The following is a 24,495-nucleotide window of genomic DNA, read 5'->3' as shown; positions in this document are numbered from 1 at the left end:
ACATGACTAATGTCAGGTTTGTGAAAATTTAAGAAAAAAAATAAAACCAGAACGCAATCCTAAGACCACACAAAACATGATTAAAAATATAGCTTCAACCTTAATAACACTCTTTCTAATATTATGCAGTTCGCAAATATTTGGACAACTCGATAAGAAAGATGAATTTTTAGAAAAAACAAGAATACTGATTGTTGACAACAAGTTCGAAGAAGCCCAAAAAGCAATAAACAAAGAACTTGAAGCATATCCGACTGATCAACTCTATCAAGTAAAATTGTATAGCAATTTTGTTATGCTTTACTTGTATGACAACAATTTTGACAAAGCATTAGAATATGCCAATCTTATAAAGAAAATTGCCGTACAAACACCAGACAAACTAGATGACGCCTACGCAAGCTATTGTTTCGGACGAATATATCTCATCAATAATTTATATGAAAAAACAATTTACTTTGCTAACGAAGGCTTAAAAACACTAGAAAAAACTACTACTGATAATTATCTAAAAAGCGAATTATATAGAATTATAACACTATCATACAACAGACAGGGAGAATACAATGAAGAATACAAAAGCTATGTTCTAAAACAATTGTATTATATAGAAAAAACAAAACTTGACTTCGACATTAACGCAACTTATACGGATGTTATGGTCATGTATCTATCCGCTTACAATAAGACAAAACAACAAGCCGATCTGGACAAAGCATTTGAATATGGTGAAAAATCACTAAATCTCGTTAATTACAAGCCAATACTACAATACTCAGAACAAGCGAAAGCAACAACTTATAATAATTATGCATCCATCATAAATCAGTTTCCATATAAAAACTATAGTAAGGAGAAAAGACGCATAATAGCCGAAAACTATTTGTCTAAAGCGATGCAGATTGCAAACCAAATAAAAATAGGCGAACTTCTAATGATATGCTACACAACTTACTCGGAGCTTTGCCAAGACAAATCGTGTGAAAAAATGTATTTAGAAAAAGCATATAATATTGCCGTTAATAAAAAATTCAATAAAAAAGATAATATTAAGATACTACTTGCCAGTTCGCTTAAAAATATTTATAAAAGCGAAAACAACTTCAGTAAAGCATTAGAATACAGCGAGGATGAGTTAAAATTTACAAAAACATCGGCAGAAAAACTCAATAACAACAGAAAAAAACTAATTGAAGCCTATTATGAGGTCGAACAAAAAAAGCAACAAATCAACCAGTTGCAAGCTGCTAATAAATCTAGCAATATTTTGAAGTTTATGTTTTTAGGAATGTTGATTTTCGCATTAATAGGTTTAGTATTTATGATCTATACTTTCCGATACAAACAAAAATTAAACAAACAAAAAACAAATATACTCCAAGCCGAAATAAAGGAATCGGAATTGGTTCTTAAACTAGAAAAAGAAGAAAAAATAAGGTTAAAAACAGAACAAGACCTTCTCTCTTTACAACAAGAGCAGCTACAGAAGCAAGCATTAGCAGTTTCGTTGCAGTTAAATCACAAAAACACCTTTATTAAAGAAATAAAAGAAAAACTAAAAAACAACGACGTTAATCTCGATCGTATATTACGTGATGAAAGAATCACAGAAAATGATTTTGCAGAAATAAAAGATGTTGTCCAAGAAGTTCATCCAAACTTTTTTAAAAAGCTAAACAGTATTTCGAAAACCAAACTTACGAATCTTGATCAAAAATATGCAGCCTACATCTATATCAATATGGACAACCAAAAGATTTCACACATATTAAAAGTCGATCCGCAGACAGTTCGGGTGACTAAATATCGTCTTAAGCAAAAGCTTGGTCTAGACAAGACGCAAGACCTGCAATTGTTTTTACAGGATTTGGTTTAATCATCGCTTCTTGAAAAAAAGTAAAAAACAAAATCCCCAAAAACATACATAAAACAAAAAACCACCTCGTTTGAGGTGGTTTTGTGGTTTCTCCAGGAATCGAACCAGGGACACATGGATTTTCAATCCATTGCTCTACCAACTGAGCTAAGAAACCTTTTTTACTAAGAGCAACTGTTTCGTTGTTTTCAGTGGTGCAAAGGTATAATGTTTTACTATACGGCGCAAGTCTTTTTTAAACTTTTTTTACTGAAAACACCGACATTACTGATTATCAGGCGATTTTTTTTCAGTTTCACTTTTTAGAAAAGCACTCATTTCTTCTAAAACTGGTCGAATAGTATCTTCTGGAAGTTCACTAATTCTAATATACATCAAACCATCGATCGCATCATTAAAGTTAGGATCAACATTAAAAGCGATAACTTTTGCATTCTGCTTGATATATTTTTTAATTAAAACAGGTAAACGAAGCTCAGGCTCTAAATCATCTATAATTTTATCCAACTTATTAAGGTCAGAATCCATATCTTCAAAAAACAAAGCCTTATCGCGCTCTCTAAGGATTACTTTATAATCATTTTTAGGATGAACATATTGCGCTACTGCAGAGTCGAAATAATGCGAACGCATAAACTCAATCATCAAAGATTTCGAAAACTCCGAAAACTTATTACTGATACTTACGCCGCCCATCAAAAATTTATGCTCAGGATTTCTCAAACATACATGTACAATTCCTCTCCAAAGCAAGAACAACGGAAACGGTTTTTGCTGATATTCCGAAGAGATATATGCGCGTCCCATTTCGATAACTTTACGGAAGAAAGGCTGCAACTCTTGGTCATACTCAAATAAAGAACTTGTGTAGAAGCCGTCTATACCGTACTTTTTCATCACTTCAACACCCAAAGCCATACGATAAGCTCCAACTAATTTTTTGTTGGCATTATCCCACAAAAACAAATGGTGATAATGTTTATCATATTCGTCCAAGTCAAAAGGAAGATTCGTTCCCTCTCCTATTTTTCGGAAAGTCAACTCACGCTGACGCCCGATCTCACGCATGATATTGGGGATTTCCTCATATTTTGTAAAAAACATATCGTAATCACTATACGAAAACAAATGCTTTTTATCGTCTTTTTTTAATAATTCTATTTCAGCTAAAATATCTTCCTCAGGCGTTTCATCGATAATATTCTGAACAATATTTTGCTGCTTTGTCAACGGAAGTTTAATCGACAAATTTGGGATCATCAAAGTCTCAGCAATGCTTTTTCTTTTGTCATAATAAGACTTCAGCATGTAGACTTTCTTTTTTAAGAAATCACCCAATTCTTCGATGTTTTCTTCCTCGTCCATTTGCTTTACAGAAATAGGTTTCCCAATTCTTATTCTAATTGGATTGTCCCTTTTTTTCATCATTTCTGATGGCAGTAACATCGTTTGCAAATCTGGGTGAAGCTTCGCCAAATTATAAAACATTCGGCTATTACGAGCATGGAAATACATCGGCACAACGGGGACTTTCGCTTTTTTAATCAGTTTTAAAGCTGGTGTTTCCCAAACTTTGTCCATCACCTCGTTGTACTCGTTATTTTTATTAGAAACTTCTCCCGCTGGGAAAATCCCGATACAACCACCTTCTTGCAAATGCTTTAGAGTTTCGCGCATACCAGAACTGCTGCTGTAAGCTTCTTTGCGTCCTTCGAAAGGATTAACCGCAATAACATAAGGCGCCATCGGTTTTATCTTTTCTAAAAGAAAATTGCCCATCACTTTGAAATCAGGGCGAACGCTTGACAAGATTTTACACATCAATACGCCATCTATCGCGCCAAGTGGATGATTAGAAACCAAAATAAATGGTCCCGTTTTCGGAATTTTTGCTAAATCTTCTTCGAAGACTACATATTTTAAGTCAAGTTCTTTCACAAATCCATTGAAAAAATCTTCGCCTTCTTTGTCTTTTAATTTGTCGTAAAGCGCATTAACTTCATTAATCTTGGTTAAACGAAGTACAGAAGAAGCGATTGGATTCTTTAAAAATCCGAATTTGTTAAGACCTGCTGCCTTTATTAAATCTTCTTTAGAAATTAAACTCATGTTATTGAATTACCATTTGTAAAGTATTCTTGGATAACTGTTCCAATAGCACTTTTTTATCTTTATAAAACTTATCTAGTTCGTCAATTTTAGCATTTCTCACCGTAAATAAAGACACATCTTTTAATAAATTTGTACTAAATCCGTTTTGCAAATCTTGTACAAACTCATCGATGTGACCGAATTTATCCTCCAAACATAACTCTAACGAAATCGCAGAATTTTGCATCAACGATACTTTGATATTATATTTTAAAAGTAGCGAAAAAATTTCTTTCATGTGGTTTTCTGCAATAAAAGAAAAATCTCGTGTATCTACTGTCAAATAATATTGTTCTTTTTTAAGAATATACGACTCCAAATATTGATTATCACTCGCATTTCCAACTTTAGTTCCTGCTTTCGATGGATCAATAAATGATTTTACAAAAAATGGAATATTCTTCTGCTTAAGCGGTTGCAAAGTCTTCGGGTGAATAACCGACGCGCCGTAATAAGCCATTTCAATGGCTTCTTCGTAAGAAATGCTATCCAACAATTCTACATTTTCAAAAATACGTGGATCTCCCGTCATAACACCCGGAACGTCCTTCCAAATCGTCATTTCGGAAGCATCAAATCCAAAAGCAAAAATCGCAGCGGTATAATCGGAACCTTCTCGACCCAAAGTCACCGTAAAATTATGTTCGTCCGAAGCGATAAAACCTTGCGTTACATAGTTTTTTTCTTTGCTAAGTTTTTGGATATTTTCTTCGGTTTCTATCCAGTTAACAACACCTTCGCGATATGTATTATCCGTTTTGATGTAGTCGCGCGCGTCAAGCCAATTATTTTCAAACTGAGATTCGTTCAAAAATTCGCTAACGATTTTGGAAGAAATCATCTCGCCACAACTTACAACTTGGTCGTACACGAAGTTATAATTCGGAGATTTATTACGTCTCAAAAATGAATCGATATCGTCAAAAAACAAATTAATTTCTGCAAATACAGGATGTTTTTCTTGAAAAAGTCCTTTTGCAATATCGATATGGAACTGTTTAATATTTTCAATTTCTTGTTGATAGTCGACCTTCGCGAAGTAATTTGCGACCACTTTTTCTAAAGCGTTAGTCGTTTTACCCATCGCCGAAACGACCATTAGACAGTTTTTAAAACCTTGATTCTCTAACACCAAGGCTACATTTTTCACACTTTCCGCATCTTTCACAGACGCACCACCGAATTTGAATACTTTCACTTTACTTAGTTTATCCTTTATTTTTTATTACAATCTCCAAAATTATTAATAATGACTGATTTACGAAATAGACTTGTTAACAAATATTAAGATTAAGACAAAAATCAAGTTTAACAACTTCTTCTTTTAAAACTGAAGTCTAATCCTCAATTATGGTTAAGATTGTAAACACAAAAGATAATCAATAAAATCTACAATGCTAAAAAACAATTTAATTTCCGAAATTATCTTTAATAAAATTAAATTTTCATTAAAATAAAAACAATAAAATCCATATTTTTCCTTAACTTTCTAAGACTTTAGATTTATCAAAAAAAATCTATTAAATTTGGTCAATTTTCTAATAAAAATTAAAATGAGTAAAGAACCTTTACAAACCCTAGGCGAATTTATCATCGAGAAACAGGACGATTTTAGATATTCTTCTGGAGAATTATCTCGATTATTAAGTTGTATTCGTATGGCTTCCAAATTGGTAAACCGCGAAGTTAACAAAGCTGGTATCGCCGATATTATCGGGATTGCAGGCAACGAAAACATACAAGGCGAACAACAACAAAAGTTGGACGTTCTCGCTAACGAAATCTTTATCACGGCGCTTTCTCAAAGAGAAGTAGTCTGCGGAATTGCATCGGAAGAGAATGATGACTTCATCGAAATCTCTTGCAAAGGCAATGCACACCTTAGCAAATATGTTGTATTAATCGATCCTTTGGATGGTTCTTCTAACATCGACGTTAACGTTTCTGTTGGGACAATTTTCTCTATTTATAGAAGAATTACAAATCCTGGAGATCCAGTAGAGCTAAAAGACTTTTTACAAAAAGGTTCTAAACAAGTTGCTGCAGGTTATGTCGTTTATGGTTCATCGACGATGATCGTTTATACAACTGGTAACGGTGTTAATGGTTTCACGCTAGATCCCGCAATCGGAACTTATTATCTTTCTCATAAAGATGTTAAAATCCCAACTAGCGGAAAAATCTACTCGATTAACGAAGGTAACTACGCAAAATTCCCACAAGGCGTTAAAGATTACATCAAATATTGTCAAGAAGAGGACGGCGACAGACCTTACACATCGCGTTACATCGGATCTTTGGTATCGGATTTCCACAGAAACATGTTGAAAGGTGGCATCTACATCTACCCTTCTACATCGCAATCTCCAAAAGGAAAACTCCGTCTACTTTACGAATGTAATCCAATGGCGATGTTGGCAGAACAAGCTGGTGGTAAGGCAAGCGACGGTTTCAAAAGAATCTTGGACATCGAGCCTACAGAACTTCACCAACGTGTACCATTCTTTGCAGGTAGCGCAGCAATGGTGACTAAAGCTGAGGAATTCATGTCAAAAGCAGTTGATAAACATTAAAAATTATTTTGAAAACAGCACGTTTCGAAAAATATACATTAAACTTCAAACGCCCGAGTGGAACATCTCGCGGCGTTTTGAATGTTAAAGAGACCTACTTCATCTATATTGAAGAAGACAACAAAATAGGAGTTGGCGAGGCTAACCTTTTTAAAGGTTTAAGCTTTGACGACGATGACGAATATGAAGATGCGTTAACTTGGGCTTGTCAAAATGTGAATCTCGGACTAGATCATCTTCGCGAAGAAATGGTTAATCATCCATCGATTATTTTTGGTCTCGAACAAGCATTTCTAAATCTTGAACATGGCGGAAATATTTATTTCCCTAGTGATTTTACAGAAGCAAAAGATTCAATCCAAATTAATGGGCTGATTTGGATGGGCGATGTTAATTATATGAAAGAGCAAATCGAGGAAAAGCTTGCTCAAAATTTTCATTGTATTAAACTAAAAATCGGTGTCGATTGGGGCAACGAAAAACAAGTGATTGCCGAGCTTCGTAAAAAATTTCCGAAAGATGTTTTAGAACTTCGCGTGGATGCGAATGGCGCTTTTTCTCCTGAGAAAGCAAAAACTGTTCTCGAAGAATTGGCAACTCTTGACATCCATTCTATCGAGCAACCCATCGAAGCTGGTAACTGGAAAGCGATGGCTAAACTTTGCGCCGAAACGCCAACACCAATTGCTCTGGATGAAGAACTAATTGGGATTCTCAATTACGAATCCAAAGTTGATTTATTAAAAGAAATAAAACCGCAATTCATAATTTTAAAACCTACATTAATTGGTGGTTTTTCTGGCAGTGATGAGTGGATAGAACTTGCAGAAAATCAAAAAATCGGTTGGTGGATTACCTCAGCTTTAGAAAGCAATATCGGACTCAATGCGATAGCGCAATACACCTACCCAAAACAAAATCCGATGCCACAAGGTCTCGGAACTGGTGGACTTTTCACCAATAATACGACGTCACATTTAGATCTAAAAGGCGAACAACTTTGGTTTAAAAACTAAGATTTTTTAGTTAAAACAAACTTTAAAATTGTTGATACAAATAACGATTCGGGAAAGTGAGTTTTTCGCTTTTCCGAGTTCCGTTAACAATGATGTGGATGATGTTGAGTTGATCGTCAAACAAATTATACAACATACTTACCGAAGTTTCCACTTTTTGAGGTTGATTAACAACATCGGATTCTAAATAAACATCAACACTTTCACTATCTTCTTCAAATCCTAAATAATTGATTTTTACGAACTGATTATTAACTTTCAGTTTCATATAATCGGCGCAATAATTCTTAAAAGCTTCGTTAATCGCTTCTCGACCTTTCGCATCCTGAAATTTCAAAGATTTTGGATATTTTTTATTGAGCGCATTTTCCATATCATCCAAAAAGAACTTCCCAGAAATCTGAAAAGTTTTAGTCTTTTGATTATAATTAAACTCCACCGAGCCAACATGATAAGGATGCAAATTTTCTTTAAACGAAGAAAACGCCACACATACAACAATTAATAATAGAAAAAATCTTTTCAAAAGCCTTTATTTAAAAGTGATTAAACCAATTTTTAGATTGTAAAAACTTTTCAAAGTTAATTAAAAATTGTATTATCGCATTTGTTAAAAATTAAAGAATGTCAGACTTTCTATTCTATCTCAATCTCGGCTGGGAGCACATTATTTCGCTAGACGCACTCGACCATCAACTCTTCGTTTTGGCTTTAGTTGCCGTCTATTCTTACAACGACTGGAAAAAAATCTTAGTCTTGGTAACAGCATTCACCATTGGACATTCGGTGACTTTGGCTTTAAGTGTTTTTAATCTTTTAAAAGTACCGTCTAATTGGGTTGAGTTTTTAATTCCGTTGACTATCGCTATTACAGCTTTGGACAATATCTTGATGCGAAACAACCAAAAAAGCCTCATGAAAATGAATTATTATTTGGCTTTATTTTTTGGATTAATTCATGGGATGGGATTTGCAAACACAGCGCGAATGATGCTGGCAAAAGAGCAAAGTATTTTTGTGCCGCTTTTAGGTTTTAATATTGGTTTAGAACTTGGGCAGATTGTCGTTGTTTTTGCAATTTTAATCATTCTTTTTATATTATTAAACATTTTTAAAGTCAATAAAAAAGACTGGATTATGTTTGTTTCATCAGGGGTTTTTGCGTTAGCGTTACAAATGACTTTGGAAAGAATTCCTTTTTAATATTGATAAAACACTAAGTTTTACTTAACTTCGTTTAATTAATTTTAAAAATAATCTTCTTTAGAAAGATGAAAATCAAAATATCAGCATTAGCACTAAGCTTGTCCGTTACGTTATTTGCACAGAATATTCAAAATAATCCTGGCAGCAACCACGGAAATAAATTTGAACAACTTGGTACAATTCTTCCGACGCCCAATTATTACAGAGCCGCTTCTGGAGCGCCTGGGCAAGGTTATTGGCAAAACCAAGCAGACTACGACATTAGCGCTTATTTAGATGAAGAAAACAGAAATCTTCGTGGTTCACAAACAGTAACTTATACTAACAATTCACCTGACAACCTAGATTACATTTGGTTGCAATTGGATGAAAACCAACAATCTACAGTTAAAAATGCGAACTATCAATTTTCATCAACAATTCCTAAGACCACGACAACGGAAAAATTAAACGTTAGTAATCTCCCTGAAAAGGACAATCATTACGGTGTTAATTTGACCAAAGTAACCGATGCGGCTGGTAAAAATCTCAACTATGTGGTTAACAAAACTATGATGAGAATTGACCTTCCGAAGGTTTTAAAAAAAGGAGAAAAATTCACTTTTAAAATAGATTGGAATTACAATATCCCTAACCGAATCGCAATGGGCGGTCGTGGCGGTTACGAGTTTTTCCCAGAAGATGGCAATGATCTATACACCATCACGCAATGGTTTCCGAGACTTTGCGTGTACAGCGATCATCAAGGTTGGCAGAATCATCAATTCACAGGGCGAGGCGAATTTGCTTTGGTTTTCGGAAATTATAAAGTAAACATCAATGTTCCTGCAGATCATGTTGTTGGCGCAACTGGTGAGGGGAAAAACTTTGATAAAGTTTTAACATCTGCACAATATTCTAGATATCAACAAGCAAAAACCGCGAAAGAGCCAATCGAAATTGTAACTCTTGAAGAAGCTAAAAAAGCCGAAAAATCAAAATCTAAAGAGCGCAAAACTTGGATTTTTGAAGCGAAAGATGTCAGAGATTTTGCATGGACGTCTTCGCGAAAATTTGTTTGGGATGGGATGAATGTCAACATTCCTGAAAACAACAATAACGTCATGGCGATGAGTCTTTATGGTAAAGAAGCTTACGGACTTTACAGAAAATATTCGACGAAAGCGGTAGCGCATACCATCAAAACATATTCGGAATTTACAATTCCTTATCCATATCCAGTGGCACAATCTGTAGAAGCCGCGAATGGTATGGAATATCCAATGATTTGTTTTAATTATGGACGAACAGAAAAGGACGGAACCTATTCTGAAGCCACAAAAAATGGAATGATCGGCGTTATTATCCATGAAGTTGGACACAACTTTTTTCCGATGATTATCAACTCCGACGAGAGACAATGGAGTTGGATGGATGAAGGTCTTAATACGTTTGTTCAGTTTTTAACAGAAAGTAAGTGGGATAACAAATTCCCTTCTAGACGTGGTCCAGCGGACAAAATCGTTGATTATATGAAGTTGCCCAAAGACCAGTTGGAGCCAATCATGAGCAACTCAGAAAACATTGCGCAGTTTGGGCCAAATGCTTACGCAAAACCTGCGACTGGGCTTAACATTTTGCGCGAGACAATTATGGGGCGCGACTTGTTTGATCAAGCTTTTAAAACTTATGCTAAACGTTGGGCGTTTCGTCATCCCGAGCCAGCGGATTTTTTCAGAACAATGGAAGATGCAAGTGGCGAAGATTTGGATTGGTTTTGGAGAGGTTGGTTTTTCGGGACAGATCCGGTCGATATTGCTTTAAGCAAAGTTACTACTGCAAAACCTCAGCTCGATGCGCAACCAAAAAGTAAAGAAATCACTTATAAAATCGATCCACCAGCGGAAGATGATTTTAATGATATTTCGAAAACGAGAGAGCGTGACGCCAAAACAAAATTTGCTGTAGACCAAGATAAAGATTTACAGGATTTCTATTATCGTTACGCAAGAGGACAAGAAAAACTTGATCAAAATAAAAACTACACCACCAACGAGTCCGACTTCGAGGCTCTTTCTAAAGAAGATAAAAACCGATTAAAAAACCTGACTGCTTATCAACTAGATTTCGAAAATAAAGGCGGATTAGTTATGCCTATTATTTTAGAATTCACTTTTGAAGATGGTAGCAAATTGACTGATAATATCCCAGCACAAATCTGGCGACATAACGAACAAAAAGTTTCTAAAACTTATTATTTTGATAAAGTTTTAAAATCGGTACAACTCGATCCTCTTAAACAGACCGCAGATATTGATACTTCTAATAACTTTTGGTCAGCTAGTGGTTCGGCATTAAATCTCGATAACAAATTTGAAGTTTTCAAACAAAAACAAGCTGCGATACGAGGCGCTTCTAACGGAAGACTTAACCCGATGCAAGCAGCAGGAAAGAAAAATTAAAACTTACTTAACTACAAACCAATCGATTTTCGGTTGGTTTTTTTTATATTTAAAAATGAAAAAACAAACATCAAGATGAAACACGACCAAGTCGAACTTTATTACAACATTAGTTTGTATTTAGGATTTATTGTAGGTCTCGCCATATTTATCGGTTGGGCAATTTTCATTTGCAAAAGACTTATGAAAAGTGCAAACAAAGATAAAGTCATTTCGTCAACGATTATTGGGATGAAAACTTTATTTTTCACGTTTCCAGGACTTATCGGTTTTATCGCATGTTTTATTCCTTTATTCTACTTTGGTAATATCTTGAAACAAGAAGAATATTGCAAACAAGTTATTCGAGTTAATGTTGGCATCACAAAAGACGATCCAATCTTCAAAGAACGTTGCGGCTGTTCGGACATCGACGAACTTTTTATAAATGCTAAAAAAACAGAATAATGAAAACCTATAATTTTCGACAAAATCCAGGTGCAAAAACCATCATCTTTGCAATTGTATATTTTGTTGTCGTATTTTCCATCTGTTATTTTGTTTTTGGAGGCATTGATGGGATGGCGGATAGAGTCAATAATTTGGGAGCAAAAGCGGCTGGACTTTTAGTTGGCATCCTAATTTTAGGACCATTTGTAATTCTGCTAACATTTGTTTCTCCTAAATTAAAAGTTGAAGTCAGTCAAGATTTTCATTCCATTAAAACTGGAAAAAAACAACAAAACATTTCCTTTTCAGAAATTGGATCAATGATTGTAAATGACAAAAAACTCAACACCTTGAAGATTTTTGATAGAAACGGAAATTTAATTTCGAATTTTTCTTCACAAAATGATCCAGATGCACTTTTGGAGATTGCTGCCAATATTTCGAAATTCGGATTTAGCAAAGAAAACACTGTTTTACAATTCTTTGGGAACGAATTTGATCGTATAACATACACTCGAGCATAAAAACAAAACCTTATCTTTAAATATTCTTAAAATCAGCCAACTTCGGTTGATTTTTTTCTTTAAAGCATAAATAAAAATATGTTTTGCATTATATTTGCAACCTGAAAAATATGAGCTTTAAAGAACTTTTAAAAGAAAAAATTTTAAGCTACGGAACTTACTTCGACGACGATGTTTTAGAAGCTGGTTTACAAAAGTTTAAAACTATAAAATTAAATGCAGGCGATCACCTTATTAATTCTGGAGATGTTATCTCGGAACTTTTCATAGCAGAAAAGTCGATTTCGCGCGCTTATCGAATCTCAGAAAATGGTGAAGAACAAACACTTTGGATAGAGCCCGAAATGAGCTTCTTAACCGATATGGAAAGTTTTCGCCGTGGTACAACTAACCAAATGAATGTTCAACTTTATGAAGATTCTGACGTTATGTACATCGAGCGTGAAGACTTGGTCGAACTCTATGCTAAGCACCACCAATGGTCACTTTTCGGAATTTCTCTTGCTGAGGAATATCTTATTTATGTTTTTAAAATCACGAATATGATGTTTGCGAATGATGCGACTTCTAACTATCAGCTCATTGCGCAATATTATCCACGATTTTTGGATATTGTCCCACTAAAACATATTGCATCGCGCCTTAATGTTACGCCGATTACAATTTCGCGAATTAGAAATGATAAACAGAAGAAAAAATAAATCAACTTAACATCTGTTAATTATAAAAAAAATCTGTCGCTTATCTTTGCTTAAACGCTAAAAATAATCATGGAAATTCGCTGATATCAACCACAACTGATGCAAAGGATTTCTATCTTTTTTATTCTTTTTTGTTCTTTTTTGTCAATTGCTCTTTCGGGGCAAACGATTTGGTATGTTTCACCAACCGGTTCCGGAACCCAAAACGGAAGTTCTTGGGCCAATGCAAAATCACTACAAAATGCCGTCACTAATTTAAATGTTGGACAAACAGAACTTAGATTACGCCAAGGAAATTATCTTATAACTTCAACTTTAAGAATTGATTGGGGGAGAAAAGTTCGTCTTGTTGGTGGTTACAGCGGTGCGGGAACAACCCGAAATTTCACTTTGTATCCAACAAATCTTAATGGACAAAAGAAAACTCAAATCATGTATATTCAAGAAGATGATTGTAGTATTGATGGTGTTAATTTCATTGATGGATTCGTTACAGGCGCTAATGAAGGCGGAGCGGGACTTGTCTTAAGAGCCAATTTTGGAGAGATCCGGAATTCAACCTTTAGAAACAATATTTCGGAAGGTGGTCGTGGTGCAGGTGCACTTTATCTCATGCATGGTTTCAACGGCGCAATTCTTATTGATAATTGTACTTTCGAGAATAATAGGAGCAACCGCAAAGTTTATCCAATGGGCGACAATGGCGGTGGTGCAATCCACAATTGGTCGGATAATGTCACCATAAAAAATTCTGTATTCCGAAATAATTATGCGGAAAATGAAGGTGGTGCCATTTATACTTGGGGAGAAAATTTCCACCTAGAAAATACTCGGTTTGAAAATAATACTACCGAAACACAAGGCGGTGGTATTTATATTAATTATTATGATGTTAAATTAAAAAACACTCAATTTATTGGCAACAAAGCAGACGAAGGTGGCGGAATTTTTATTTTTGGAACATCACTTTCGGTTGAAAACTCGCAATTTACTAATAATGAAGCCCAAGAAGGAGGTGCACTTAACAGCAGTTTTGGTAAGTGGGATTTCCTGAATACCGTTTTCAGAAATAATAAAGCAAGCGAAAAAGGAGGAGCAATATACAATCATCGATTTTCGGAAATATCCACGATTAACAAGTCTGAATTTTATGATAATGCTGCAAAACAAGGCGGTGCCATTTATAATTTTAGTGATGAAGGATTAAAAATTTCGAACGCGCTTTTTCACAAAAATTTAGCAAGTGACAAAGGTGGCGCAATTTATAATTATCGAAATATCGACGTTGCTAATGCAACTTTTGTTGCCAATACAAATACTGCTTTTATAATTCCCCGTTTCCCAAATACACCATCTAATCCGAATATTACTCATATTTATAATTCTATTTTTTATCAAAATTCGGCAAGAACGGGAGGTTTTAGACCAGATATTCATTCAGAAATGGTCAACGCAGATAGTGGCGAGAAAGATATTCGACGAAATATTACGCAAAGTTACACTGCGGGTACCGCGAATTTAGTTAGCGTAAATCCGTTATTTATAAATAATTCGGCGAATTTCCGATTACAACAAACAAGTCCAGCCGTTAATTATGGTGTGAATGCTTTGTATAATCAAGTTTCTACGGCTCCGGCAGGAACTTCAACGGATTTAGTAAATCAGCCGCGATTGGTGGGTTCATCCATAGATCTTGGCGCTTATGAATTACAACCGGTTGTACTTGCGTGTCCTGCGATGATTTTACCAACACCAAACGCAACCAATGTTCCGATTACAACAAATATTTCTTGGAATGCCATCGCCAATGCAACCGGTTATCGAGTTTCTATTGGTACAACCGCAGGCGGAACAAATATCTTGAATAATTTAAATGTTGGAAATGTAACAACTTATAATCACCCGACCGATTTATCGCCAGGAACAACATACTATGTGAGAATTACGCCTTTTAATGCGGTTTCGGCTACGGCAAATTGTAGTGAATATTCTTTTACCACTGCAAATCCTACGGTAACGATTCCTGCTTGTACATCGATTATTTCGCCAGCTAATAACGCAACTAATATTCCTTTAAGACCTACAATTTCTTGGAATCCTAGTGCTGGCGCAACTGGATATCGTTTAACAATTGGAACAACTCCAACAAATGCCGACATTCTAAATAATCAAGATGTCGGAAATCTTACTTCCCACACTTTGACAACTACACTTGCTCAAAACACCTTGTATTACATCCGAATTACGCCTTATAACACGGCTGGAAATGCGTCAGGTTGTACACAAACGAGTTTTAGAACTTTGACTACGCCAACGGTGCCTGCTTGTACAACGATTATTTCGCCAGCTAATAATGCGACGAATATTTCTTTAACGCCAATCATTACTTGGAATTCGGTTTCTAATGCGACAGGCTACAGAATCACAATTGGGACAACACCAACCAATTCTGATGTTATAAATAATCAAGATGTCGGAAATGTTACTTCTCACACTTTGACAACTACACTTGCTCAAAACACCTTGTATTACATCCGAATTACGCCTTACAACACAACTGGAAATGCGTCAGGTTGTACACAAACGAGTTTTAGAACTTTGACTACGCCAACGGTGCCTGCTTGTTCAACGATTACTTCTCCTACAAATAATGCGACAAACGTTTCCGTCAATCCAACAATCACTTGGATAGCAAGTTCTGGCGCGACAGGTTACAGAATTAGAATCGGGACATATGCAGGTGGAAATGATGTTTTAGATCAGAATTTAGGAAATGTAATTTCATTTACATTTCCATCAAACTTAAATTATAGCACAAATTATTTTGTACAAATTATTCCGTTTAATTCGGCGGGAGATGCGACTGGCTGTTCGGAACATCGATTTACAACAGAAGCTAAACCCATAACAATTCCGGCTTGTTCAACGATTACTTCTCCTACAAATAATGCAACCAGCATTTCCATCAATCCAACAATTACTTGGACAGCAAGTTCGGGTGCGACAGGTTACAGAATTAGAATCGGTACAACAGCTGGCGGAAATGATGTTTTAAATCAAGATTTAGGAAATGTTACAAGTTTTGAACTTCCGTTTAATTTAGATTATAGCACAAATTATTTTGTACAAATTATTCCATTTAATTCGGCGGGAGATGCGACAGGTTGTTCGGAACATCAATTTACAACTGAAGCTAAACCCATAACAATTCCGGCTTGCTCCGCGATTATTTCGCCAGCTAATAATGCGACGAATATTTCTTTAACACCAATCATTACTTGGAATTCGGTTTCTAATGCGACAGGTTACAGAATCACAATTGGGACAACACCAACCAATTCTGATGTTCTAAATAATCAAGATGTCGGAAATGTCACTTATCACACTTTGACAACTACACTTGCTCAAAATACCTTGTATTACATCCGAATTACGCCTTACAACACGACTGGAAATGCGTCAGGATGTACACAAACAAGTTTTAGAACCCTGACAACACCAAGCGTTCCTGCTTGTACGACCATTGTTTCTCCAACAAATAATGCAACCAACGTTTCCGTCAATCCGACAATCACTTGGACAGCAAGTTCAGGCGCAACGGATTACAGAATCAGAATCGGTACAACCGCTGGTGGAAATGATGTTTTAAATCAAAATTTAGGAAATGTTACAAGTTTTGAACTTCCAACAAATTTGAATTACAGCACGAATTATTTTGTGAGAATTATTCCGTTTAATTCTGCGGGAGATGCCACTGGTTGTGCGGAACATCGATTTACAACTGAAAAAGAAACAATAGAAGAGTATAAAATCCCAAATGTTTTCACACCAAATAATGATGGCATTAATGATGTTGCTGATTTTTCATTCCTTCTAAATCAAAAAAATGCGACGCTACAGATTGTCGATCGTTATGGTGCCCTGCATTTTGAAGGCAACCAAAACAACCAATTCATTTGGAATGGCACTCACAATGGTTTAAAATCAAAAACAGGAACTTATTGGTATATTATCATTTGGACAAATTCGGAGGGAAAAATTGTGACACTAAAAGATTGGATTTTATTAAAATCAAATTAAAAACTGACAAATTTTCACATTTTTAATTTTAATCTGACAATTATAACTTATAACTTATAACTTACAACTCGTAACTATAAGTGGCATATTCTTGGAGAACAACAGGGTAGATAAAAATTAAAAAATAAATACAATTATGTCAGTAAACTTCACACCATTAGCAGACAGAGTGCTTATCGAGCCAATTGCTGCAGAAACTAAAACTGCTTCAGGTATTATTATCCCAGACACAGCAAAAGAAAAACCTCAAGAAGGAACGGTTGTAGCTGTGGGCGCTGGTAAAAAGGACGAACCAATGACTGTAAAAGTTGGTGACAAAGTGCTTTACGGAAAGTATTCAGGATCTGAATTAAAACTTGACGGAAAAGATTTCTTAATCGTAAGAGAAGCTGATTTATTGGGAATCTTAGGATAGGATTTTTGTAAAAAGTACAATGTACCAAGTACAATGTATTTTCTTACTATTATAAAAATTAAACATAAAAAAGTACATTTTACATTGTACATCATACAATAATACATTTAAAAATGGCAAAAGAAATAAAATTCGATATCGAATCTAGAGACGCCCTAAAAAGAGGTGTTGATGCATTAGCAAATGCAGTAAAAGTAACTTTAGGACCAAAAGGTAGAAACGTAGTAATCGAAAAATCTTTCGGTGCTCCTCACGTTACTAAAGACGGGGTTTCTGTAGCTAAAGAAATCGAACTTGAAGACAGAGTAGAAAACATGGGTGCTCAAATGGTAAAAGAAGTTGCTTCTAAAACCAATGACATCGCTGGTGATGGTACAACTACTGCTACAGTTTTGGCTCAGGCTATCGTAAGAGAAGGTCTTAAAAATGTTGCAGCGGGTGCAAATCCAATGGATCTAAAAAGAGGTATCGACAAAGCAGTTACTGCAGTTGTTACTAACCTAAAATCTCAATCTCAAGCGGTTGGAGATTCTTCAGAAAAAATCAAACAAGTTGCTTCTATTTCAGCTAACAACGATGACACAATCGGTTCTTTAATCGCTGAAGCTTTCGGTAAAGTTGGTAAAGAAGGTGTTATTACGGTAGAAGAAGCAAAAGGTACAGATACAACTGTTGACGTTGTAGAAGGTATGCAATTCGACAGAGGATACCAGTCGCCTTACTTCGTGACAAATCCAGAAAAAATGCTAGCAGAGCTAGAAAATCCATATATCCTTTTAGTGGAGAAAAAAATCTCTTCTATGAAGGAATTACTTCCAGTTCTTGAGCCAATCGCACAAGGTGGTAAATCTTTACTAATCATCTCTGAAGAAGTTGAAGGTGAAGCTTTAGCAACTTTAGTAGTTAACAAATTGAGAGGTTCTCTTAAGATTGCGGCTGTTAAAGCGCCAGGATTTGGTGACAGAAGAAAAGCAATGTTAGAAGACATCGCGATTTTAACTGGTGGTACAGTAATCTCTGAAGAGCAAGGTTTCACAATGGACAATGTAACTTTAGAAATGTTGGGTACTGCAGAAAAAGTACAAATCGATAAAGACAACACAACGATTGTTAACGGTGGTGGTGACGAAGCAAAAATCAAAGGTAGAGTTGCACAAATCAAAGCTCAGATGGAAACAACAACTTCTGACTATGATAGAGAAAAACTTCAAGAGCGTCTAGCTAAATTGGCTGGTGGTGTTGCAGTTCTTTACGTTGGTGCTGCTTCGGAAGTAGAAATGAAAGAGAAAAAAGACAGAGTTGACGATGCATTACACGCAACAAGAGCTGCTGTAGAAGAAGGTATCGTTGCTGGTGGTGGTGTTGCTTTGGTAAGAGCAATCGCTTCTCTTAACGCACTTAACGGTGAAAATGCTGACGAAAATACAGGTATCAAAATCGTGAAAAGAGCAATCGAAGAACCTCTTAGACAAATCGTTGCTAACGCAGGTGGAGAAGGATCAGTTATCGTAGCAAAAGTTGCAGAAGGTAACGGCGACTTCGGATACAACGCAAAAACTGACGAGTATGTTAACATGCTTGAGGCAGGTATTATCGACCCAACTAAAGTAACAAGAGTAGCTTTAGAAAACGCAGCTTCGGTTTCAGGAATGCTTTTAACAACAGAATGTGTTATCACTGAAGTTAAAAAAGACGAACCAGCAATGCCAATGGGCGGCGGAATGCCAGGAATGATGTAATGGTCAGCGACCGACACAATATATAAAACCTTCACTTTCGAGTGGAGGTTTTTTTGTTTTTATTTGGGCGCCATTTCCAGCTGTCACTACTCGCTTTTTTTGAGGTGCCTAATTCAGGTTACTGAGCGGAGTCGAAGTACCGAAGCCACCTCAAAAAAGAGCTCAAACACGCCGTTCCATCTGGGGCGCAACCAGTACATATTAAATAATTCCTATATAATATCAATTTTATAAACCCAATATTGCATATCGTTTAGTAATTCGTTACAACTTATAAAAATTTAACAAATATTTCGTAAATGTAAAGAAGATTTTAAGTATATTTATAATCCCATATACCCCAAATTCGGTATTGGAATTTACCTCTGTATTATTAATCTTTGTATAAACTAATAACCATGAAAATCCAAGTTGCTATTGTCGAAGATGATAAGAACTACAACAACACGTTGAAAAAGGTTATTAATTATAATGATCAAATGTGTTGTGTGGGACAATATTTTTCTGGCAAAGCAGCTTCGGATAATCTGGCAGAACTCGATCCCGATGTTGTATTAATGGATTTACAACTATACGATTCTTGGGGCACTGACATTATTCGAGCTCTCAAAAGCCAGCTCCCAAAAACTCAATTCATCATTTGTACCAATCACGAAGACGACGACAAAGTATTTGACGCTCTAAGATCTGGTGCTGTCGGCTACTTGGTGAAAGGTGAAAGTCTACAAAATATAACACAAGCAATTATTACTGCACAAAACGGCGGAAGCCCAATGAGCAATAATATTGCAAAAAAAGTTTTGAAACACTTCCAAAATCAAGAACAAGATCATCAACTAGTTGATGAATTAACGCCAACGGAAAAGTATATCTTAAATGGGCTATCCGAAGGATTACAGTATAAGGAAATAGCGGCCAACAAAGGCATCTCACCCGAAACTGTAAAAAAACATGTTGGAAGTATCTACAGAAAGTTAAATGTAAATAACAAAGTAGAAGCGCTTAATAAACTTAATATTTCTAAACACTAATAAACACTAAAACAATTAATAAAACTAAAAACCATGGATCAAGAAAAAAACCAATCAGGACCAATTCCAAAGGACTTAGCTTTGGAAATGATGAAAAATTTTGAAAACGAATTTGGTGGAGACATATTAGTAGACAAAACTTATAAAATGAGTTATAACCTACTAAAAGGACTTATCGATCAAAAGAAAGATTTGGTGTTGAGATTCGCGCAAGTAGATAAAGAACTTAATCTTCTGTACACCGACGAAGCAGGGAAAACAAACCTTCTAATCGATCAAGATGTTGCAGTAGAAATAGATAGTCGTGGCGATGATGCCATGCGAAAAAACTTTGATGATACCACTAAGGGATTACGTCCAAAGTTTGACACACGTATTACAAAAATGTTTAATGATGGTACTAAGCATGAGAATACGAGACAAATAACGATACATTACCAAAATAATTTTGATGCATTTGATCCACAAACACATACAGGCATTGTTTTACAAATGGGAATTGATAACAAAACTAGCGATATAACAAGATTACACAAATTAACTTTCGTTATGCATTTTGAGTCTCGTCTAGCTCTTGCAGGAGACCCGACATATTTTGACATGGCAACATTATGCCCTCCTGGTAAATGTAGATAATGCTAATACTGTACATTTATCTATTTGTTGTTTTCCTATGTTTTGTATCTTCTATCATCAATAGAAAAACAGAGCAACATTTTTTGTGGCTTTATTTTGCGACGGTTTTTACTTGTGAAAACCTAAACAAAATTGAGTTAATGCCTTATAGTCTTTACATTTTTACAATTCCGCTATATAGCCTATTTTTCATTTACTACTTTGGTACAGAAGAAAAAAATAAAAAATTTAGCTGGATTTTAGCAATCATCAATATTATACTAAGTGCTATATTTTTCGGAACAGAAGCCAATTATCAAATTATATTAAGTGTTATTTTGTGCGTTACCTACACGTTCTTAAGTTTACGATGGTTTTTCTTACAACTTAAAAACACAGATGTAACACCAATTTATAAAAAACAAAAATTTTGGGTAGCGACTAGCTTACTATTCTTTAGTATTGTGTTTATTTTTAGAATTGTACCCACCAACTTACTTAATGTAATGGATGTAGAATTTTTGCAATTAATAACCAAAAGTTTTATGATTGCAGTAATTATTTCTTATCTTTTACTATTGAAAGCTACGACTTGTAAAATATGATTCTGACTGTCGCATACGAAGTAAAATTAACGTTTGCATTCGCTGTTGCGCTTTTGCTACTTTTTTTGGGCTTCATTATTTTTGTGATTTTACTTTATAACAAAAACCAAATCAACCACATCAAGGAAAGCCAAATTAAAGATATTGAACATAAAAATAATCTCCTACAAAAGGAAATAGAAAAACATAAATCTTTACAATCCGAACGAGAAAGGATTTCTCACGATATGCATGATGATATTGGCGCAGGACTTTCCGCCATAAAACTGCAATCGGAAATCCTGAAACATAACATCGATAACAAAAGCATTAGTAAAGCCGAAATTGATGAACTTATAAGAATTTCTGAAGAGATTAATCTATCGATGCGTGAGATTTTGTGGTCACTCAACTCCTCCAACGACAATGTTAGAAAAATGCTTGATTACTGTAAAAACTACGTCGAAAGTTATCTATCTAAAACAAAAATTCAATTTACGCAGCAACAAGATATCGAGAATCCTGACACAATCGTTAGTGCAGAGTTACGTCGAAATGTATTGTTAATCATCAAAGAAGCTTGTCACAATATTGTTAAACACAGTCAAGCAACACGCGTTATTTTTGATGCCGTTGAAGGACAAAATTTCATTCGTATTTCCATCCAAGACAATGGTGTCGGGATACAACAAGCACGTGTTGATGGCTATGGACTAACCACCATGAAGTCTAGAGCCGAAAGTGTTGGTGGCACTTTTAATATCTGTAAAGAAACGGAAGGAACAAAAATTAACATTTCGTTTAACCTTAATAAAGATTAAAATAAAGATTAAAAAAGACTTTAGAAATTCTAAAGTCTTTTTATTTAAAATTTTAAAATGTGGCTGGAGGCGCTGTATCATTATTAAGTTTTTTGTCGATTTGGTTCTTCTTACCTTTCGCAAAATCATAACTTAGACCAAGAACAAACATCGACTTGTTATTCATTATTTCTGTTTTAGCAGTATAATTTACAAGACTTTCGGACAGGCTTTTTGTTAGATAACGAGACGGCATTCCTAACCAATAAAAGCCAGACGAAAATGTCCAATTATCATGTTTGTAACTTGCAAAAAAGTGACTTTTATTTTCGTTGGTAGACAAAAAAGCACCACTTAAAGTATAAACCGGAAAGTTGAAATTATATTGAAATGAAAAATTTTTATACTCCGAAGAAATCAAAAAATTATTTGAGATATAATCATTTTTAATTACTTTGTTTTGATTGGTTACGACCTTAACAGAAGTTGGCGAAATAACAGTTTTCAAAACCAGCAATGCATTTCCGAAAGGTTTAACAGAACCGATTAATTGTGCTCCAATTTGTCTTGTATAATTTGAATTTTCATAAGTCAAAGCGTAACCTCCAGTTTCGATATCTTCTGTATAATATTGGTTAATATCTTTATTAATATGGTTGTAGAAAACGACCGACGTAAAATCAAAATACTTATTATTGAACGTATATTGAATATTGGTATGGAAAGTCTGCTTCGATTTCAAATACGGATTACCGCGGGACACAATATTAGGAGCAACCTGATTAACATTACTACTTAGCGCAGCGCTCCACGGACTTGTCGGCGTATAACTGCTTATAAAACGCAGACTTTGATTATTTTTAATTTGATAACCTAAAATTAGTTTTGGCGTAATCGTCCAATTATCTTCTACCGACAACTCACTTTTGTTATGGATATTGGTTAAACCTAAACCTAGTCGATACATCCATTTATTCTTTTTACCAGCAAATTCGGAATACATATACTGTGTCAAATAATTGACTTTGTAATTAGAATTTCCTAGAAGATTTCGAAGTTCGTTATCAACAGAGTTATTAGTAATACGATAACCCGCGCTAAGCTTACCTACTGTTAAGTCGTAAGAATAAGCAACCTCGCCGACGATACTTTTTTGTTTCGCCTTTAAGTTCATATCGTTTTCAAAAACACTTTCTCCTGAGTTTGTCACCCATTCGTTAGCCAATTGCGAAGATCTCGTTGTATAAGTCGATCCAACAATATTAAAACTAATTTCACTTTTCTTACCCAAATTTTTAGAATAGTATAAATCTAATTTTGGAATATTATAAGCTTCCTCATCATGTTGTTTCATGCTATGATCTTCGATAAGATTAGCTTTAGAAAAAAGACTTGCGCCAATTCCGTTAGAAAAATAATTAAACAAATTAATATTTAACTTGGCTTGGAAAGCATACTTTCCAATTTCCGAATTCGAATACCGAAGTGCAATATCTTGGCTTGTATAGCCGAAATGGTCAATTTTATTAAGTTCTGACCGATAATGTTCTCCAAGAAGTTGATAGTCATAGATTTTGGTAACGTGGCGATCGTCATAATCTCTAAGATTAAGATTATATTCTAAACCAAAATTATGTTTTGCCTTCGTATAACCCGCATAAGCAGAAGCGTCAACAAAGCCTGTCGTTACCGCCGAACTAACATCAGCTCCAAAAACATAACCAGTCTCAGGGTTTCTGGTAATTACATTGACAACTTGATCTGCTCTAGTTGCCCAACGCGTTGGTGGATTATCATAATATTCGACACGTACAACATTTTCGGGACGTATCGATCGCATTTGCAATTCTGTAGCTTCAATACCGTTAATGAGCATCAAGGTAGTTCCGCCTTTTGTACTAGCCACACTTTTCGTAATAGGATCGTATTGTAATTCCGGAAGCGTTTTTAATAGATCGTTTGCATAGCGCGCTTTCTTCAAAGCTTCTTCATCAAAGCTATACACCGACTTGTCAACAAATTGTTTTTTGCGTTGCGCTTTTATTAAAACCTCTTGTATTTCTGCAGATTGCTTTATTGTATCTTGAGCGACTTGTTGCTCTTGCGCAAAGAAAAATCCAGATAAAATGATAAATGAAAATGTAAAAATTCTGTTCATATTTCAGACTTATAAAAAGAAGACAATTCAAAATCAAGAAATATTACATCGAGCTCGAATTTAATAACATTTAAAAACAAAAATCTATTTCAGAAACAATCAAAATTTAAAAACATTACATAAAATTCAATTTATTTTTACTAAAATTTTATCTTT

Annotated in this window: 19 protein-coding genes and 1 tRNA gene; 15 read left to right on the top strand and 5 right to left on the bottom strand. The window is 35.0% G+C overall.

The features are described from left to right. Positions 1–76: 76 nt before the first annotated feature. Entirely contained in the window at positions 77–1,876 is a 1,800-nt protein-coding gene (locus tag B5X62_RS04530; RefSeq protein ID WP_079666208.1) for a hypothetical protein, read from the top strand. A gap of 84 nt (positions 1,877–1,960) precedes the next feature. On the opposite strand, the gene B5X62_RS04525 is transcribed toward B5X62_RS04530, so the two are convergent. The 3 genes from B5X62_RS04525 to B5X62_RS04515 form a co-directional block, all read right to left on the bottom strand. Next, positions 1,961–2,033 (bottom strand) — tRNA-Phe (locus B5X62_RS04525). Positions 2,034–2,140: 107 nt separating this feature from the next. Then, on the bottom strand, positions 2,141–3,985 hold the full coding sequence (locus B5X62_RS04520; RefSeq protein WP_079666207.1) for a lysophospholipid acyltransferase family protein: 1,845 nt from the start codon (positions 3,983–3,985) through the stop codon (positions 2,141–2,143). 1 nt (position 3,986) lies between these two features. After that, a complete protein-coding gene (locus B5X62_RS04515) occupies positions 3,987–5,225 on the bottom strand; it encodes an aspartate kinase (protein ID WP_079666206.1) in 1,239 nt (412 codons plus the stop codon). 355 nt (positions 5,226–5,580) lie between these two features. On the opposite strand from B5X62_RS04515, the gene fbp reads away from it, so the two are divergent. Next, a complete protein-coding gene (fbp, locus tag B5X62_RS04510; protein WP_079666205.1) occupies positions 5,581–6,600 on the top strand; it encodes a class 1 fructose-bisphosphatase in 1,020 nt (339 codons plus the stop codon). A gap of 8 nt (positions 6,601–6,608) precedes the next feature. Next, complete coding sequence (locus B5X62_RS04505; RefSeq protein WP_079666204.1) at positions 6,609–7,616, top strand: o-succinylbenzoate synthase; 1,008 nt, start codon at positions 6,609–6,611, stop codon at positions 7,614–7,616. Between the two features lie 22 nt (positions 7,617–7,638). Here the strand turns inward: B5X62_RS04505 and B5X62_RS04500 are convergent, their stop codons facing one another. Then, positions 7,639–8,142 carry a DUF6702 family protein gene (locus B5X62_RS04500; protein WP_079666203.1) on the bottom strand — a complete coding sequence of 168 codons (504 nt, stop codon included), beginning with the start codon at positions 8,140–8,142 and terminating at the stop codon, positions 7,639–7,641. A gap of 98 nt (positions 8,143–8,240) precedes the next feature. On the opposite strand from B5X62_RS04500, the gene B5X62_RS04495 reads away from it, so the two are divergent. From B5X62_RS04495 to B5X62_RS04440, 12 genes are all read left to right on the top strand, one after another. Continuing rightward, the gene (locus B5X62_RS04495; protein ID WP_079666202.1) at positions 8,241–8,819 is read left to right on the top strand and encodes a HupE/UreJ family protein; all 579 of its coding nucleotides are present in this window, start codon (positions 8,241–8,243) and stop codon (positions 8,817–8,819) included. Positions 8,820–8,887: 68 nt separating this feature from the next. Further along, entirely contained in the window at positions 8,888–11,263 is a 2,376-nt protein-coding gene (locus tag B5X62_RS04490; protein ID WP_079666201.1) for a M1 family metallopeptidase, read from the top strand. A 75-nt stretch (positions 11,264–11,338) separates the two neighbouring features. Beyond that, a complete protein-coding gene (locus B5X62_RS04485) occupies positions 11,339–11,710 on the top strand; it encodes a hypothetical protein (protein WP_144038296.1) in 372 nt (123 codons plus the stop codon). After that, positions 11,710–12,216 (top strand): hypothetical protein, encoded by a 507-nt coding sequence (locus B5X62_RS04480; RefSeq protein ID WP_079666199.1) that lies wholly within the window; start codon positions 11,710–11,712, stop codon positions 12,214–12,216. The genes B5X62_RS04485 and B5X62_RS04480 overlap by 1 nt, the downstream gene beginning before the upstream one ends. 110 nt (positions 12,217–12,326) lie before the next feature. Continuing rightward, positions 12,327–12,917 carry a Crp/Fnr family transcriptional regulator gene (locus B5X62_RS04475; RefSeq protein ID WP_079666198.1) on the top strand — a complete coding sequence of 197 codons (591 nt, stop codon included), beginning with the start codon at positions 12,327–12,329 and terminating at the stop codon, positions 12,915–12,917. Between the two features lie 99 nt (positions 12,918–13,016). Then, on the top strand, positions 13,017–16,997 hold the full coding sequence (locus B5X62_RS04470; RefSeq protein ID WP_079666197.1) for a T9SS type B sorting domain-containing protein: 3,981 nt from the start codon (positions 13,017–13,019) through the stop codon (positions 16,995–16,997). A gap of 136 nt (positions 16,998–17,133) precedes the next feature. Then, positions 17,134–17,412: a co-chaperone GroES gene (locus B5X62_RS04465; protein ID WP_079666196.1), complete on the top strand. Its 279-nt coding sequence runs from the start codon at positions 17,134–17,136 to the stop codon at positions 17,410–17,412. 113 nt (positions 17,413–17,525) lie between these two features. Then, entirely contained in the window at positions 17,526–19,151 is a 1,626-nt protein-coding gene (gene groL, locus B5X62_RS04460; RefSeq protein ID WP_079666195.1) for a chaperonin GroEL, read from the top strand. A 398-nt stretch (positions 19,152–19,549) separates the two neighbouring features. Continuing rightward, entirely contained in the window at positions 19,550–20,182 is a 633-nt protein-coding gene (locus tag B5X62_RS04455) for a response regulator (RefSeq protein WP_079666194.1), read from the top strand. Positions 20,183–20,215: 33 nt separating this feature from the next. Beyond that, positions 20,216–20,818, top strand: coding sequence for a hypothetical protein (locus B5X62_RS04450; protein WP_079666193.1), 603 nt, complete (start codon positions 20,216–20,218; stop codon positions 20,816–20,818). Continuing rightward, positions 20,818–21,402 (top strand): hypothetical protein, encoded by a 585-nt coding sequence (locus B5X62_RS04445; protein WP_079666192.1) that lies wholly within the window; start codon positions 20,818–20,820, stop codon positions 21,400–21,402. Before B5X62_RS04450 ends, B5X62_RS04445 begins: the two co-directional genes overlap by 1 nt. Next, complete coding sequence (locus B5X62_RS04440) at positions 21,399–22,202, top strand: sensor histidine kinase (RefSeq protein ID WP_079666191.1); 804 nt, start codon at positions 21,399–21,401, stop codon at positions 22,200–22,202. Before B5X62_RS04445 ends, B5X62_RS04440 begins: the two co-directional genes overlap by 4 nt. Positions 22,203–22,254: 52 nt before the next feature. On the opposite strand, the gene B5X62_RS04435 is transcribed toward B5X62_RS04440, so the two are convergent. After that, positions 22,255–24,339 (bottom strand): outer membrane beta-barrel protein, encoded by a 2,085-nt coding sequence (locus B5X62_RS04435; protein ID WP_079666190.1) that lies wholly within the window; start codon positions 24,337–24,339, stop codon positions 22,255–22,257. Positions 24,340–24,495 lie beyond the last annotated feature (156 nt).

Source organism: Soonwooa buanensis, from assembly GCF_900167905.1.
GTDB classification, from domain to species: Bacteria; Bacteroidota; Bacteroidia; order Flavobacteriales; family Weeksellaceae; genus Soonwooa; species Soonwooa buanensis.
This window is presented reverse-complemented; position numbering and strand designations above follow the sequence as displayed.

Excerpts from the sequence above, each read along its gene's own strand:
- B5X62_RS04530 (WP_079666208.1), top strand. The coding sequence starts at position 77 with ATGATTAAAAATATAGCTTCAACCTTAATAACACTCTTTCTAATATTA.
- B5X62_RS04520 (WP_079666207.1), bottom strand. The coding sequence starts at position 3,985 with ATGAGTTTAATTTCTAAAGAAGATTTAATAAAGGCAGCAGGTCTTAAC.
- fbp (WP_079666205.1), top strand. The coding sequence starts at position 5,581 with ATGAGTAAAGAACCTTTACAAACCCTAGGCGAATTTATCATCGAGAAA.
- B5X62_RS04495 (WP_079666202.1), top strand. The coding sequence starts at position 8,241 with ATGTCAGACTTTCTATTCTATCTCAATCTCGGCTGGGAGCACATTATT.
- B5X62_RS04490 (WP_079666201.1), top strand. The coding sequence starts at position 8,888 with ATGAAAATCAAAATATCAGCATTAGCACTAAGCTTGTCCGTTACGTTA.
- B5X62_RS04485 (WP_144038296.1), top strand. The coding sequence starts at position 11,339 with ATGAAACACGACCAAGTCGAACTTTATTACAACATTAGTTTGTATTTA.
- B5X62_RS04480 (WP_079666199.1), top strand. The coding sequence starts at position 11,710 with ATGAAAACCTATAATTTTCGACAAAATCCAGGTGCAAAAACCATCATC.
- B5X62_RS04475 (WP_079666198.1), top strand. The coding sequence starts at position 12,327 with ATGAGCTTTAAAGAACTTTTAAAAGAAAAAATTTTAAGCTACGGAACT.
- B5X62_RS04470 (WP_079666197.1), top strand. The coding sequence starts at position 13,017 with ATGCAAAGGATTTCTATCTTTTTTATTCTTTTTTGTTCTTTTTTGTCA.
- B5X62_RS04465 (WP_079666196.1), top strand. The coding sequence starts at position 17,134 with ATGTCAGTAAACTTCACACCATTAGCAGACAGAGTGCTTATCGAGCCA.
- groL (WP_079666195.1), top strand. The coding sequence starts at position 17,526 with ATGGCAAAAGAAATAAAATTCGATATCGAATCTAGAGACGCCCTAAAA.
- B5X62_RS04455 (WP_079666194.1), top strand. The coding sequence starts at position 19,550 with ATGAAAATCCAAGTTGCTATTGTCGAAGATGATAAGAACTACAACAAC.
- B5X62_RS04450 (WP_079666193.1), top strand. The coding sequence starts at position 20,216 with ATGGATCAAGAAAAAAACCAATCAGGACCAATTCCAAAGGACTTAGCT.
- B5X62_RS04445 (WP_079666192.1), top strand. The coding sequence starts at position 20,818 with ATGCTAATACTGTACATTTATCTATTTGTTGTTTTCCTATGTTTTGTA.
- B5X62_RS04440 (WP_079666191.1), top strand. The coding sequence starts at position 21,399 with ATGATTCTGACTGTCGCATACGAAGTAAAATTAACGTTTGCATTCGCT.
- B5X62_RS04435 (WP_079666190.1), bottom strand. The coding sequence starts at position 24,339 with ATGAACAGAATTTTTACATTTTCATTTATCATTTTATCTGGATTTTTC.